This is a genomic window from Sulfurimonas gotlandica GD1 (assembly GCF_000242915.1).
Lineage (GTDB): Bacteria > Campylobacterota > Campylobacteria > Campylobacterales > Sulfurimonadaceae > Sulfurimonas > Sulfurimonas gotlandica.
Window position 1 is genome coordinate 1,227,958 of the sequence record NZ_AFRZ01000001.1, and the last position, 14,851, is coordinate 1,242,808.

The window sequence follows — 14,851 nt, forward strand, 5'->3', positions numbered from 1 at the left end:
ATCCATTGCTGGATTCAAATAGAATAGACGGTTGTTGTTAATTAGTTATTTCTAAGTAAACTTATTAATGCCTAATCGCTAACTTGTTTCGTTAGTTATTAAGTCTATTTACTTGCTTAGTTTTCAATGATCTCAAACAATCTCAAAAGCTTCAACTCGAAGTCTCTCTAGGCCTTTTTGACAAGGTCTCTTTGTTTGTGGATGGGAATTATAGGGGGTTGTTGCTTAGAAGAATCTTAATCGGTTGGGAAGTTTCGGAGAAGTTTAAAAGTTGTTTATCTTTTACAATACTTTTTAACATTAGTTATTATTTCCTTACATAAGTATAAAGAAATTAAAAGTATTGTTGCTATGCATTAACTCTTTATATATAGAATTCTTACAAACAATATTATTATGAGGAAAAAATATGGGACTTTATGATCGTGATTATGCAAGAGGTAACTCTTTTGCTTATGAAAGTGCGTCTAAAAGTGACACACAAATCATCTCTTTTGTTAAAGAGACATACAAACTGTTTGCTGCCTCAATGATGGCTGGCGCAGTTGGCGCTTACGTTGGTGTTCCTTTTGCAGGAACTATTGCAGCTTGGTTTATACCACTGTTTATTTTAGAGATTGGTCTTCTTATAGGACTACACTTTGTAAAGCATAAGCCTGGGATTAATCTTATGGTTATGTTTGGCTTTGTATTTATGACAGGATTAATGCTTGCTCCATTACTTGCAAAAACTCTTGGTATGAGCGGTGGTGGTACTATTATTGGTAATGCATTTGCAATGACATCTATAGTATTTGGTGCAATGAGCTTTTATGCTATTAAAACTACAAAAGATTTTACGAGTTATGGTAAACCCTTAATGATTGCTCTAGTTGTAATTATTGGTTTCTCAATTGTAAATATCTTTTTAGGCAATCCAATGCTTAGTGTTCTGATCTCTGGTGCTGTAGTATTTTTATTTAGCATCTTAGTTGTGTATGACACTCAAAACATTATGAAAGGCGCATATGAAACTCCTATTGATGGAGCGATTGCACTTTATTTAGATTTTTTAAATATCTTCACTTCACTACTTCACCTATTCGGCATTTTTGGTAATGACGACTAGCAAACAACTATCACCTGAACTTTTTCGGGTGATAGATGCTAACCTCAACCGCTTAAAAGAAGGCATACGCGTTGTTGAAGATATTATGCGATATCGAGATAATAACAAAGACTTCTCATCTAAACTCAAACAACTTAGACATAAATCTCGCATTGAAGAGATAAATCAACTGCTTACACATAGAGACAGTATTAATGATGTACTTCGTCCAACCACAAAAAGTGAACTTAATCGCACAGACATTAAAAGCATTATTATTGCGAACTTTAAAAGAGCACAAGAGTCTTCTAGAGTTTTAGAAGAGCTTTTCAAGCTTCATAATGCAACTTATAGTGAGAATTTTAAATATATAAGATATGAGTTATATAACTTAGAAAAAGAGATAGTACTTAACGAGAGTGAATAAATACTACTTCGAACTCTAGGTAATTTAGAGGATAGTCCTGCATTAATTTCTTAGTTTGTTTATAATCTAATACTTTTCTTGAACCACTTACTCCACTATTTTTTATGTACTTAAACATATTTCTAGTAGATTCAAACTCTAATTTATATTCTACAATTTCTAACTCAGCATCAAAATACTTCTTTTGAAGTTCATCTATCATTTGTGCACTTCTCAATAGTGGGGTTAGACCTGCTGTTTCATTTAGGGTCTTAAAAGTATTTGCACTGAAGATAGCGAGGGATATAGGAGCATTTAAACTCTTAATATTTTTAAAAACCATATCAAGATTATCTGCCCACTGAAGAGCAGATGCTGAAAATATATAATCATATCTATATGTTAATAGATTTTCAAAAAGAGTAGTATCATTAAAATCACCATAAATACACTCACAGTTTTTTGCCTTTGGATGCAACTCTAGCATTCCAGGAGCAAAGTCGACACCTGTAAAGTGCTTATACTTCCATTTAATACTATTATGCAGTGCTCCACTGCCGCAACCTAAATCTAAAATATTCTTAGGTTTATGTTTGACTTTTTTCAATAGTCTATCTATAACTTTATTTTGAATAACATTATAAGAACCATAATGTTGTGCGTGTTTAGAAAATTCTGAACTTACTCTCATCGCTTGTTAACAATTAATGAAATTATAAAAACTACTAAAACTGATAAGACAATAGTGGCACCAGATGGAAGAGAAAAATAAAAAGAGAGCGTCATTCCAGATGCCACACTAAATAACGCAAAGAATAAAGATATAAGAAGTGTTCTAACAAAGCCTTGTCTGTACTGAAGGGCTGAGACCGTAGGGATAACCATTAAAGCACCAATTAGTAAGCTGCCAACTACTCTAATAGAAAGAGCAATAATAACTGCTACGATGCTGACAAGTAAAAAATTCAACAGCTTTACTTTTATACCACTAGTCTTTGCCACTTCTTCATCATAAGCGATAAAGTAAAACTCTTTTGCAAAAAGCAATAAGATACCTAAACACAAAAATCCAAACACTAAAATAGTAATAACGTCCGCACCGCTAACAGAGAGAATAGAACCAAAGAGATAAGAAAATAGAGAGTTGTTAAAAGCCCCGCCCAAGGAGACTATAATCACAGCTATAGCTAGTGAGCCTGATAATAATATCGCTAAGACAGCATCTGAGTAAAGTGAAAAATGTGCACGAAGATACTCTATAAGCCAAGCTGATAATATTGAAACAATTACAGCCATCCATAAAGGATTTAAACCAGCTACAAGACCTACCGCCACACCAACCAAAGCAGAGTGAGCGAGTGTCTCACTAATCATAGAGTAGCGGCGAAGAACAATAAATGTGCCGCTAACAGATGCAAGCACTGCGATGATCATACCTGCTAAAAAGGCTCTTTGCATAAAATCATATTCAAACATTTCCAACATCACAACCCCTAATGCTCATGCTTATGGTTATGAAGAAGGTGTGCTTCTATACCATATAGGGCACTCATCTCTTCACAACTAAGAGCTTCTTTTGGGTTGTTACAAATAATCGCTTTTTGATTAATAGTAAAAAGTCTTGCTATATCATCAGCTATAACACCTATATCGTGCGTTATAAAAACAATAGTGATTTTTTCTTCTTTATTTAACTGCTTTAAAAGAGCATAGAACTTTTTCTGAGAAGTCATATCTACACCGGTATTTGGTTCATCAAGGATCAATATTTCTGGCTTTGAGGCCAAAGCCCTTGCTATCATAACCCTTTGCCTCTGTCCGCCTGAAAGAGTCCCTATCATCTTATCTTTTAAGTCGTAAACATCCATCTTATGCATTGCATCTTTCACGCAAGCTTTATCTTCTTTACTCATTCTTGAAAACAGTTTTCTCTGAGAAGTCCTGCCCATATTTACAACATCTTCTACGCTTCCTGGGAAGTTAGCATCTACGTGTGTTGCTCGTTGTGGAACATAACCTATCTTATGCCACTCTTTAAAATCTTTTATAGATTTTCCAAAAATTTTGGCTTCACCTCTTGTCGGTTTTTCAAGACCAAGAAGAACTCTTATTAGCGTTGTTTTTCCACCACCATTCGGACCAATAATTGCAATATATTCAGCACCGAAAATTTCTAAAGAGATATGTGAAAGTATCTCTTGATCTCCAATGCTAAAGCATAAGTTTTTTACATCAAAGATTGGTAGTGTAAATTTCATTCGCAGGCCAGAGCTTTAGATATTTTAACTAAGTTATCAAGCATAATATCTTCATAGCTTAGATTCTTTTTAGCTTCATCTGCTGTAATATTTCCAAGAGGTTGAAGCACATCAACACTAACTTGTGCTTCTTGTGCAATACTTTTCATCGCTTTATCACTAACAAAACTTTCAAAGAAAACAATTTTAACATCATGCTCTTTTACGTGTTCTATCAGTCTTACCATATTCTTAGCACTCGGCTGTGCATCTGGAGATAATCCACTTAATGCTTCTATATGAAAGCCATAGTTGTTGCTTAAATATGAAAAAGCATTGTGATTTACGATGATTGTCTCTTTTTTACAATTTGAAAGTGATTTTTTGTATTTAGCATCTATAGATTCTAACTTTACTATATACTTTTGAGTATTTACTTTATACAGCTCTTCATTCTCTGGAGATAATTTTATAAACTCTACACTCATAAGCTTTGTGGCACTAATCATATTTTGTATATCCAACCAGTAGTGTGGGTCTACTGCGTCATGTCCATGGTCATGATGAGCATGTTCTTCATGTTCATCTTTAGGCTCTAGCAGTTTAACCGATTTGCTCATATCAATAGTTTTTGATTTAAAATCAAAAGATGCAGTCCATGGTTCAAGCCCTGCTCCGCTATATACGACAAGATCACTTCCCATTATTTTTGCCATAAGCTTTGGTGTCGGCTCAAAACTGTGAGCATCTACACCAAAAGGAAGAATCATTACTAAGTCTAAAGTGTTTTGCGAAATATTTTTAGCTATGTCATAGAGCGCAAATGTACTGAGCGCAACTGCTGGTTTTTTATTTTTAATTTCAACTTTTGCATCTTGCTCTGAAACATACATCTGTAAAAGAAAAATAGCAACTACTAAAACAAATATTATATTTCTAAAATCTTTCATAATTGTCCAATTTTTTTTGAAATTATATCCTATTTTGTAATAATTAGTTTTTTTAGATATAATTCGCCACTTTTCAAACTTAGGATATATAAATGACAACTAGTTTTTTACTTATTGTTCAGATAATTTTAGTTGTAATACTAGTAATAGCTGTACTTTTACAAAAGAGCTCAAGCATCGGTCTTGGTGCATATAGTGGCTCAAATGAGTCTGTGTTTGGTGCAAAAGGACCAAATAGTTTTTTAGCAAAAACTACATTTCTTATAGGTTTTTTATTTGTTTCAAATACAATCGCTCTAGGTTACTTATACTCTAGCACTGCTCAAACTTCTGTAGTTGACAACATGGTCGAGACTACAAATGTAGTAGCTCCTGTTGCAACTACACCAGTAGTAGCACCAGCTAAAGACGAAACTCCAGCTACAAAATAGTTGCTTTATTGCAACTATTTTAAGCTCTTCAAACTCCCATTTTTTAACCACTTTTATATCATTTAAAAAAATTCTCGCTACAATATCGTAATTATTTTTCAAACAATAGAGGAAAACAAATGCTAAACGAAATATATGACGCATGTGAAAAAAAGATGAAATCAAGCATAGAACATATGCAAAGAGATTTTAAAACACTTAGAACAGGTAAAATTACAACATCTGTTTTAGACAATGTAAGAATTGATTATTATGGAACAATGACTTCTCTTGATCAAGTTGGCTCAATTATAGCAACTGATGCGACTACGATTGTTGTGAATCCTTGGGAAAAAAATCTTTTGCCTGCTATTGAATCAGCTATATCAAAAGCAAATGTTGGGGCTAATCCAAATAATGATGGTGACCAGATCAAACTATTTTTTCCAGCTATGACAGTTGAGCAAAGAAAAGAATCAGTTAAACAAATGAAAGGCATGGGTGAAAATGCAAAAGTTTCTCTTAGAAATGATAGAAAAAATGCAAATGACCAAATCAAAAAACTTGAAAAAGACAAAGAAATAACAGCTGATGAATCAAAATCTGCTCAAGATAATATTCAAAAAATCACTGATAAATTTTCAGCAAATACTGAACAAATATTAAAAGATAAAGAAGCAGAAATACTTAAAGTATAAGGACACAATTAGATGGATGTTAAAAAAATATATATGGATGCAGATGCTCTTTTAGAAGGGCACTTTAAATTAAGTAGTGGAAATCACTCACAGTTTTATCTACAATCTGCAAAAGTTTTAGAAGATCCAAAAACAGCTAAACTACTTGCTGATGAGTTAGCTATACAAATCAAGGCCAGTGGACTTGAAATAGATACAGTTTGTGCTCCGGCACTTGGTGGTCTAATCGCAGGTTTTGCTTTAGCTCAAGCGCTTGATGTTCGTTTTATTTTTGCTGAAAGAGTTGACGGTGTTATGAACATCCGTAGAGGCTTTCAAGTAGGTAAAGGTGAAAAAGTTTTAATGTGTGAAGATATCATTACAACTGGCGGATCTGCAATGGAAGCAGCAGCTGTTGTTAAAGAACTTGACGGGGAGATTGTTGGTGTAGCAGCACTTGCAAACCGTGGTTTTTGTAAACGTGTAAATAGTGATGTAGAGACTAAACCAAACTGTAAACTTCCACAAGATATTCCATTTTTTGCATTAGCAGACTTTACATTTGAAATGTATTCTCCAGATGCATGTCCTTTATGTAAAGACGGTAGCGAAGCAATCAAGCCAGGAAGTAGGGGAAATTAATATACAAGTTAAAGTACAGAATTTATCTGTATTTTAACTGACAAGTCATCATTCGCTCTACGAGTATTCGCCCTACTTCTAATTTTGAATCCACAACAACCGTAATATCTAAACCACTAAGAGCCTCTTTATCTTCTAAAGTAGCAACTTTCACAATCAGATTAATGTCTTTTGTATGTTTTAATACTGCTTCACATATAGCTTTCTTTTTATCTATATTATCAAGGGTGACAATAACAGCAGCTGAACTCTCAGCATGAAGAGCTTCCAGCATTGACAACTTAGACATATCTCCAAGATAAGCTTCTTTGCCTTCTAATAAAGCCTCTTGAACATGCTTTGGGTTATTATCTATCACAACATAAGGAGCATCAATAGCATCTAGATGTTTGGCAGCAAATTTGCCTACAATACTGTATCCACAAAGGATTACATGATTTTCCCTTGAAACAAAAGCAGAAGTATCTAAACCTAAATATTCATGGTGGGTAATACTACTGACTAATCTATTTATCCTAGATATAAAAAATGGGGTTACCATCATAGAAAAGATAACCACAAGAGTTAGAAGAGATTCTAGTTCTTTATCTAAAAGGCCTCCCATACTTGCTACAGCAAAGATTACGAAAGAAAATTCTCCAACTTGTGATAATGCGAGACCTGTTTTTAGAGATAAGACATGCGAAGAAGTAATACGAAGCAACAAGTACATAATAATACTTTTTAAAATCAATACAAGAATAAAAATACCTATAATTACAGCAATATTATTTATAAAATAGAAAACATCTATCTTCATTCCGACAACTATAAAAAATGTACCAAGTAGGATATCTTTAAATGGAGCAATATCTAGCTCAACCTTGTGATGATATTTAGTCTCTGCAATAATCATACCCGCTACGAAAGCACCAAGAGAATATGTAAAACCCATAAATGACGCTAAAAGTGAGGCACTTACAACAATAAACAAGACAGAGCCCATGAAGAGTTCATCCACTTCGCTAGATGCAGAAAAATGAAGAAGCCAAGTCATGACTCTTCTACCCACAACAAACATTAATACCATAACAACTATAGCACTAATTATTGTATCTTTTAAAATCACCGCAACTGACTGATCGCCTTCACTTGTTAAAAACCCGAGCAGGATCAAAATAGGGATAACTGCAATATCCTGAAAAATAAGTATACCGGTTGCACGTTGACCATAAGGGTTATATATCTCTTTTGAGCTTTTTAAATAACTGAGAACTACCGCTGTAGATGACAGAGCAAAAGCCAATGAAACAATAAGTGCAGAAATCGCATCTAGTGAAAATATATAATGTGCTATTAAATAAACAACTAAGGCAGTAAACCCTACCTGCATGGAACCATTTAAGAATATCTCTATTTTCATACTATTCATTTTTCTCAAAGAGATCTCAAGTCCAATAGTAAACATTAAGAAGACTATACCAAATTCAGCTATATGTTCTAGAGTGCTTGAGTTATCCATATCTCTTAAGTCAAAAGCGTAGACTAATATCGTACCAGTAAGGATATATCCTATGATTTGTGAGACACCAAGGCGCTTCAAAAACAGGTTTAAAACCGTAGAAACGCCTAAGGCCATCACGATATAAAGTAGTGCGGTATCCATTTAAACCCTTGTTGATTAATTTATAGCCATTATATACTATATAAACTAAATACAGCTATACAGATTTTAAGAGATTCTATACTATAATTCGCGATTATTAAAATATTTTTTGGAGTTTTTGCATGACTAAATACATTTTTGTTACCGGTGGGGTTTTGAGTTCTCTTGGAAAAGGGATTACAGCTGCTAGTGTTGGTACTTTACTTAAACACTCCGGTAAAAAAGTGGGCATGCTAAAAATCGATCCATATATCAACGTTGATCCTGGTACTATGAGCCCTCTTGAACACGGTGAAGTATTCGTTACAAAAGATGGAGCAGAAACTGACTTAGACATCGGAAACTATGAGAGATTTCTTGACAGTTCTTATCTAAAGTCAAGCAACTTTACTACGGGGCAAGTATACTCAAGTGTAATCGAGCGTGAGCGCGCAGGTGGTTATCTTGGTCAAACAATTCAGGTTATTCCTCACATAGTTGGGGAAATTGTAAACCGCATCAAGCTCGCTGGTCAAGGTCATGAGATACTTATTGTTGAACTTGGTGGAACTGTCGGTGATATAGAAGGGCTTCCGTTCATGGAAGCAATTCGCCAAATGAAACATGATGATGATGTTGCTGGAACTTTCTTTATTCATGTAACACTAATCCCTTATATCAAAGCAGCAGGCGAGATGAAGTCTAAACCTACTCAGCACTCAGTTCAAGAACTTCGTCGTATTGGTATAACTCCGCAGATGATTATTGCTAGAAGTGAATATCCTCTTCCTAAAACTTTTAAGAAAAAACTTGCAATGAGCTGTGATGTCCCAAATGATAGTGTAATTGAAGCGTTGGATGCTGCAACAATTTATGATATTCCTGTTACATTTTTAAGACAAAATATCTTAAAACCAATTTCAAAAGAACTTGACCTTGGTGAGTTAGATCCTGATATGGAAGAGTGGGATTCTTTAGTTAAAAAAATAGTTCAGCCTAAAAATCGTGTAGTAATCGGTTTTGTTGGAAAATATCTTGAACTAAAAGAAGCTTATAAATCTTTAACTGAATCACTTATTCACTGTGGTGCACATCTTGATACAAGAGTTGATATTTGCTGGGTTGACTCTGAAGAGATCGAAGAAAGAGGTGCTGAGGCACTTCTTGGTGACTGCGACTCTGTTTTAGTTGCCGGAGGCTTTGGAAGTCGTGGGGTTGAGGGTAAAATTCAAGCTATCGAGTACGCTCGTGTAAACAAAGTTCCATACCTTGGAATCTGCCTTGGAATGCAACTAACACTTGTTGAGTATGCTAGAAATGTACTTGGTCTTGAAAATGCCAACTCAATAGAATTTGATGAAAACACACCGCATCCAATGGTTTATCTAATAGATAACTTTTTAGACCAAAGCGGAGGTATGCAGTTAAGAACGCATACTTCACCAATGGGTGGAACTCTAAGACTTGGGGAGTACCCTTGTGATACAAAAGAAGGCTCAATCCTTAGAGAAGCTTACAACGGTGAAAAAACTATTTTTGAGAGACACCGCCACCGTTATGAAGCTAATCCTGCTTACCGTGAACAGTTAGAAAAAGCTGGAATGATTGTTACAGGTGAGTCAAATGGTCTTATTGAAACTGTTGAGATAGAGGGTCACCCTTGGTTCTTAGGTGTTCAATTTCACCCTGAATTTACTTCAAGACTTCAAACTCCAAACCCTGCTATACTTGCGTTTGTTAAAGCAAGTTTGAGTGCTGAATAGTATAACAAACTTAGATAAGTCATCTCTTTTTGAGCTGCTATCTAATCGTTTTGAGAGTGAAGACAAGAAACTCTCACAAATCCCAAATCCTTCCCTGCTTCAAGATGCTGATAAATCTGCTAAAAAAATAGCAGATGCTATAAGAAATAATAAAAAAATAACTCTTGTAGGTGATTATGATGTAGATGGGGTCAGTTCCACAGCCATAATGGTGGACTTTTTTAGACAGATACCATACCCACTAGATGCTATTATCCCAAACCGTTTTACAGATGGCTATGGTGTCAGTCCCACAGTTTTAGAGAGAGTAGATGCTGACTTAGTCATAACAGTAGACAATGGCATCTCCGCTCTTGAAGCCGCTCGTATTTGTAAAGAGCGCCATATTGACCTAATAATAACAGATCATCATACACCAGATGATTCTCTTCCAGATGCATACGCTATAGTTGACCCAAAACTCTCATCTTGCGAGTACCCGTTTAAAGAGATATGCGGAGCACAAGTAGCTTGGTTACTCTTAGCCCTTGTAAAAAAAGAGTTAAGTTTATCTATAGACATGAGACAATTTTTGGACATATTAGCCATTGCAATCATAGCTGATATTATGCCTCTGATAGATATAAACAGAACACTGGTTAAAGAGGGTCTAAAAGTTCTAATGAACTCAAATAGACCTGCTTCTATAGTCATCAGAGATTTTTTAAACAAGTCCACAATAACTTCTGAAGATATAGCATTTCAGATAGCTCCACGAATTAACTCTGCTGGAAGACTCGAGGATGCTTCTATAGCTCTAGAGTTCTTTTGTGCAAAAGACACTCATACAGCATATAAACAGTTTGAACTTCTAGGAAAGCTTAATGATCTTAGAAAAGAGACAGAAGCTGAAGCTACTAAAGAAGCCATAGCAGATGCAAATCCAGATGCTGATGTGATTGTTGTAGCTAAAGAGAACTGGCATGAGGGAGTTGTTGGAATAGTAGCAGCGAGACTTGTAGATAAATTTGGCAGACCTGCGATAGTGCTAAGCATCGAAAACGGTGTGGCAAAAGGAAGTGCCAGAAGTATTGGGGAGATAAGCATCTACGAGCTTATAAAGGCAAATGAACGCTTGTTAACTAAGTTTGGTGGACATAAGATGGCAGCCGGCTTAGGGCTTCAAGAAGAAAATATAGAAGCTTTTAGAGATGCCATAAATTTCACTGCTTCTACGCTTAACCCTGAAGATTTCATTCCAAAAGAAAAAGTAACTGGAATACTTTCAAGTGAAGATATAGATTTTGAACTACTAAATTTACTACAGAGTTTTGAGCCATATGGAGAAGCTAATCATCGTCCATCATTCTTACTTAGAGATGCAGAAATAGTAAGTATTAAGACTATGGGAAAAGAAAAATCACACTGTAAAATCACTCTAAAACAACACCCTCACGACAGAAAAACTTTAGAACTTATTTTGTTTAGACAAGTTCTAGAGATGCCTACTGATAGAAAAATATCTTGCAGTTATACAGTTGCAAAAAACGAATTTAATGGAAGAATATCTTTGCAACTTCTAGTAACAAAAGTCTATTAAAGCCCTATAATAAAAACTTATAACATAGAGTTATAATTATAATTATGTTACAATGCTCGATAACTTTATAATAAAAAAAGGAAATACATGAAAAAAATTATCGCACTTTCAACGGTTGCTTTTTTAAGTACAGCTCTTTATGCAAATGCAGATATGCAGTCACAAATTGATGAGCTAACTAAAAAAGTTCAAACCTTAGAGAAAAAACAAACTAAAAATACAGAAAAAATAAGTAGTGTTAATGCACTTGCGGCTAAAGATAACTTAAAGTTTGATGTTGACTTTAGAACTTCGTACGATAACATACAATATGAAACTGTCGGCAAAAAGAAATACAGCAATGACGCTCTATACTCAAATCGTTTATGGTTAGGTATGGGCTATGCTCCAGTTGACACTATGATTTTTAAGGGTCAACTTTCTTTTAACAAAGCTTTCGGTGCTAGTTACGCGCAAAGAGGAACTGGTCATGGTTTTGATACATTTGACTGGGTTATCAATGAAAACCTAACAGATGATACTTTAAAAGTAAGAGAAGCATACTGGTTATGGACTCCTACTGTTGGTGGTTTCCCAACAACTCTAAGTGTTGGTCGTCGTCCTGCAACTAATGGCTACCTAATCAACCTTAGAGATGATGATAAAGCGAAATCTCCAATGGGCCACGTAATCAATATGGAATTTGATGGTGCAAGCGCTAGCGTTCAACTAGATAAGTATGTATCTGGTATGTATGTTAAACTTTGTCTTGGTCGCGGACTTACAAATGCTGCTTCATGGGCTTCTAGTGCAACATATTATGCAGGTGGTGGGGGCGCAGTATCTCCGAACTATGCAGAAGTAAGCGGTGCTTTAGATAATGTAGATATGCTAGGAGTAATTTTTAAGCCATATGATAACGGTCAATATTCTCTTATGACTAAGTATTATCGTGGATTCAATGTACCAGGAATGGTAAATAATCCATCTTATGTACCGCCTGCTGCTCCTACAGCAGCTGTTCCGGCTATGCTGATGAAAAGTCTTGGGGAAATGGATGGAGCGGCTATCTCTGGTAAAATAGATGGTATAGGTAATGAAATCAATGATTTCTTGGACAGTACTGTTATATTTGCTTCATTTGCTTGGTCTCAAACAAGACCAGATAGCACAAATGCTGCGGACGCCATGCTTGGCTCAACTGAACAAAAATCTGGTACATCATACTGGATCGGTACTCAGATGCCAAATATGACTGGTGGTAAATTTGGTTTAGAGTATAACCATGGTTCAAAATACTGGAGACCATTTACTTATGGTGAAGATACTATGGTTGGTTCTAAAATGGCTACTCGTGGTAGTGCTTATGAAGCTTATTGGACTCAACCTATTATAGATGATGTATTCTCTATGCAAATTAGATATACATATTTAGATTATGATTATAGTGGCTCAAATGGTTTCTTCGGAAATGGCGGTGCACCAATTGACTTATCAAGTTCAACAGAAGTTGCAGCAGCGGCACTACAAGGTTCAGACCCTGTTAAAACTGCACAAGATATCCGTGTTTATTTTAGATACAGATATTAAATAATGTTAAGGGGCTCAAAAAGAGCTCCTTATCAAAAATAAATAGTAAGTTTATATAAACTTATAATAATTATAATAAAAAAGTCTACAGACCCCTTGATTACGCTATTTTACTACTTTTTTCAATCTACATTTTTTGATAGTTTTATATACAAAAATATGCTAAAACTAAACATCCTATCACACAACAGTGATATAATCAGCTAAAGTTATAAACTTCTCCTATATTTAAAAAAAAATTAAGCCTCTAACATGTACAATCATCTTACTTTATCAAAATACAGGGGAAGAAGTATGAAAAAAAACGCAATCTTAGAAGAAATTCTAAATGAAGTAGATAAGCACCCGGAGATTATGTCTCGTCGTGAGGCTATGAAATATTTAACAGTATCTCCATTAGCTGCATCAATTTTAGCAAGTGCTACAGTAGGTGCTGCTTCAGCTTCTGCTTCAAGTGCAAAAGGTAAAATTGTTATCGTAGGTGGTGGTTTAGCTGGTATGAGTACTGCGGCAAGACTTAACAACACTTTATCAAATGCTGATATAACTGTAATTGAACCAGATCCAATTTCTGTATCTTACCAACCAGGTCAAACTCTAGTAGGTGCTGGTCTTTGGGATCTTTCAGATATCACATATAAAAGAGATGATTTTTTACCAAGTGGTGTTAAACTAATCAAAGGCAGTGTTACTGCTTTTAATCCAGAGAACAACTCTGTTACTGTTGATGGTTCAAAAGAAGTTTCTTATGACCAAATGATTATTGCTACTGGTCTTATGCTTAACTACGGGGCTGTAAAAGGTCTTGATGGTGTTATTACTTCATCTGGCAAAGATAATGCTGCTGTTAAAAATAGTGGTATAGGTAAAGACGGTCTTCACTCAATATATTTCCAAGATGGTGCATCTGCAACATGGAAAGGTATTGAAGAGTTAGTAGCTAAAGCTAAAGCTCACAAAGGTCCTGAAAAACTACAAGCTGTGTTTACTCACCCAAATACACCAATTAAATGTGGTGGTGCACCGAAGAAAATTATGTATCTTACAAATGCTCGCTTAGAAGAAGCTGGTGTTAGAGATAAAGTTGAATTAACTTTCTATCCAAATGGTGGCGGAATGTTCGGTATCAAAGATTACCATACTGCAATCGTTCAACAGTTCAAAGATAGAGGTTTCAAATGGCACTACAAGCATAATCTAGTAGAAGTAGATCAAGCTAGTAAAATTGCTGTATTTGATCACCACTGGGAAGAAAAAGGTGCATTCGATGATGACCTAGGCGAATATAAAATGGTTGTTAAGCACGAACGTGTAGAAGTTCCTTATGATTTTATGCATGTTACTCCTCCAATGAAAGCTCCAGATGTTGTTGGTTCATCAGCAGTTGGCTCTGGTAAAGGTTGGGTACCGGTAAATAAAGAAACTTTACAACATGTTAAATTTCAAAATGTTTGGTGCTTAGGTGATGTTGCTGCTGTTCCTATGGGTAAAACTGGTGGATCTGCTCGTAAACAATACAAAGTTGTTGTTGACAATCTAATAGCTACAATGGAAGGTAAATCATTACCAAGTAAATATGACGGTTACACAGTATGTCCACTTATCACAAGTATTGGTACTGTTATGTTAGCTGAGTTTAACTGGGCTTCTAAGAAACCAGGCAGTGGCGTAAATGCTGCTTCATTCCCACTTGATCCAACTAAAGAAAGATGGATATGGTGGTTATTAAAAGTTTATGCACTTAAACCTATGACTATCCATGGTATGCTTGCTGGTAGAGCGTAACCATTTTTAAAGTGAAGCAAGAGCTTCACTTTAATCCTCTTTCAAAAAAATCTAAAAATTCTTTCTATTATGTTACATAAATATCAAATATTATATTTTACTTTTATAATATATATAATTTT

14 protein-coding genes are annotated in these 14,851 nt (G+C 35.0%); 9 read left to right on the forward strand and 5 right to left on the reverse strand.

Features of this window, described 5'->3' with window-relative positions; genetic code table 11:
• Window positions 1-409 precede the first annotated feature (409 nt).
• Window positions 410-1,108 carry a Bax inhibitor-1/YccA family protein gene (locus tag SMGD1_RS06080; RefSeq protein ID WP_008335626.1) on the forward strand — a complete coding sequence of 233 codons (699 nt, stop codon included), beginning with the start codon at window positions 410-412 and terminating at the stop codon, window positions 1,106-1,108.
• Window positions 1,098-1,514: a thiamine-phosphate pyrophosphorylase gene (locus SMGD1_RS06085; RefSeq protein ID WP_171801004.1), complete on the forward strand. Its 417-nt coding sequence runs from the start codon at window positions 1,098-1,100 to the stop codon at window positions 1,512-1,514. The genes SMGD1_RS06080 and SMGD1_RS06085 overlap by 11 nt, the downstream gene beginning before the upstream one ends.
• Here SMGD1_RS06085 and SMGD1_RS06090 read toward each other — a convergent pair.
• From SMGD1_RS06090 to SMGD1_RS06105, 4 genes are read right to left on the reverse strand one after another with little or no spacing between them, the layout of a single operon-like run.
• Window positions 1,498-2,184: a methyltransferase domain-containing protein gene (locus SMGD1_RS06090; protein WP_008335252.1), complete on the reverse strand. Its 687-nt coding sequence runs from the start codon at window positions 2,182-2,184 to the stop codon at window positions 1,498-1,500. The genes SMGD1_RS06085 and SMGD1_RS06090 overlap by 17 nt on opposite strands.
• The gene (locus SMGD1_RS06095) at window positions 2,181-2,978 is read right to left on the reverse strand and encodes a metal ABC transporter permease (protein WP_008335075.1); all 798 of its coding nucleotides are present in this window, start codon (window positions 2,976-2,978) and stop codon (window positions 2,181-2,183) included. Before SMGD1_RS06095 ends, SMGD1_RS06090 begins: the two co-directional genes overlap by 4 nt.
• Window positions 2,979-2,986: 8 nt before the next feature.
• A complete protein-coding gene (locus SMGD1_RS06100) occupies window positions 2,987-3,751 on the reverse strand; it encodes a metal ABC transporter ATP-binding protein (protein ID WP_008336766.1) in 765 nt (254 codons plus the stop codon).
• Window positions 3,748-4,680: a metal ABC transporter substrate-binding protein gene (locus SMGD1_RS06105; protein ID WP_008335619.1), complete on the reverse strand. Its 933-nt coding sequence runs from the start codon at window positions 4,678-4,680 to the stop codon at window positions 3,748-3,750. Before SMGD1_RS06105 ends, SMGD1_RS06100 begins: the two co-directional genes overlap by 4 nt.
• A gap of 92 nt (window positions 4,681-4,772) precedes the next feature.
• On the opposite strand from SMGD1_RS06105, the gene secG reads away from it, so the two are divergent.
• From secG to pyrE, 3 genes are all read left to right on the forward strand, one after another.
• Window positions 4,773-5,111, forward strand: a complete 339-nt coding sequence (gene secG / locus SMGD1_RS06110; RefSeq protein WP_008336154.1) for a preprotein translocase subunit SecG — start codon at window positions 4,773-4,775, stop codon at window positions 5,109-5,111.
• Between the two features lie 119 nt (window positions 5,112-5,230).
• Window positions 5,231-5,788 (forward strand): ribosome recycling factor, encoded by a 558-nt coding sequence (gene frr / locus SMGD1_RS06115; RefSeq protein WP_008336567.1) that lies wholly within the window; start codon window positions 5,231-5,233, stop codon window positions 5,786-5,788.
• 12 nt (window positions 5,789-5,800) lie between these two features.
• A complete protein-coding gene (gene pyrE / locus SMGD1_RS06120) occupies window positions 5,801-6,409 on the forward strand; it encodes an orotate phosphoribosyltransferase (protein WP_008335468.1) in 609 nt (202 codons plus the stop codon).
• 22 nt (window positions 6,410-6,431) lie between these two features.
• Here the strand turns inward: pyrE and SMGD1_RS06125 are convergent, their stop codons facing one another.
• On the reverse strand, window positions 6,432-8,054 hold the full coding sequence (locus tag SMGD1_RS06125; RefSeq protein ID WP_008336073.1) for a cation:proton antiporter domain-containing protein: 1,623 nt from the start codon (window positions 8,052-8,054) through the stop codon (window positions 6,432-6,434).
• 122 nt (window positions 8,055-8,176) lie between these two features.
• On the opposite strand from SMGD1_RS06125, the gene pyrG reads away from it, so the two are divergent.
• From pyrG to SMGD1_RS06145, 4 genes are all read left to right on the forward strand, one after another.
• Entirely contained in the window at window positions 8,177-9,796 is a 1,620-nt protein-coding gene (pyrG, locus tag SMGD1_RS06130) for a CTP synthase (RefSeq protein WP_008336931.1), read from the forward strand.
• On the forward strand, window positions 9,786-11,375 hold the full coding sequence (recJ, locus tag SMGD1_RS06135) for a single-stranded-DNA-specific exonuclease RecJ (RefSeq protein WP_008335660.1): 1,590 nt from the start codon (window positions 9,786-9,788) through the stop codon (window positions 11,373-11,375). The genes pyrG and recJ overlap by 11 nt, the downstream gene beginning before the upstream one ends.
• Window positions 11,376-11,462: 87 nt before the next feature.
• Entirely contained in the window at window positions 11,463-12,944 is a 1,482-nt protein-coding gene (locus SMGD1_RS06140; protein WP_008336898.1) for a DUF3373 family protein, read from the forward strand.
• A gap of 294 nt (window positions 12,945-13,238) precedes the next feature.
• On the forward strand, window positions 13,239-14,729 hold the full coding sequence (locus SMGD1_RS06145) for an NAD(P)/FAD-dependent oxidoreductase (RefSeq protein WP_008336692.1): 1,491 nt from the start codon (window positions 13,239-13,241) through the stop codon (window positions 14,727-14,729).
• Window positions 14,730-14,851: the final 122 nt, after the last annotated feature.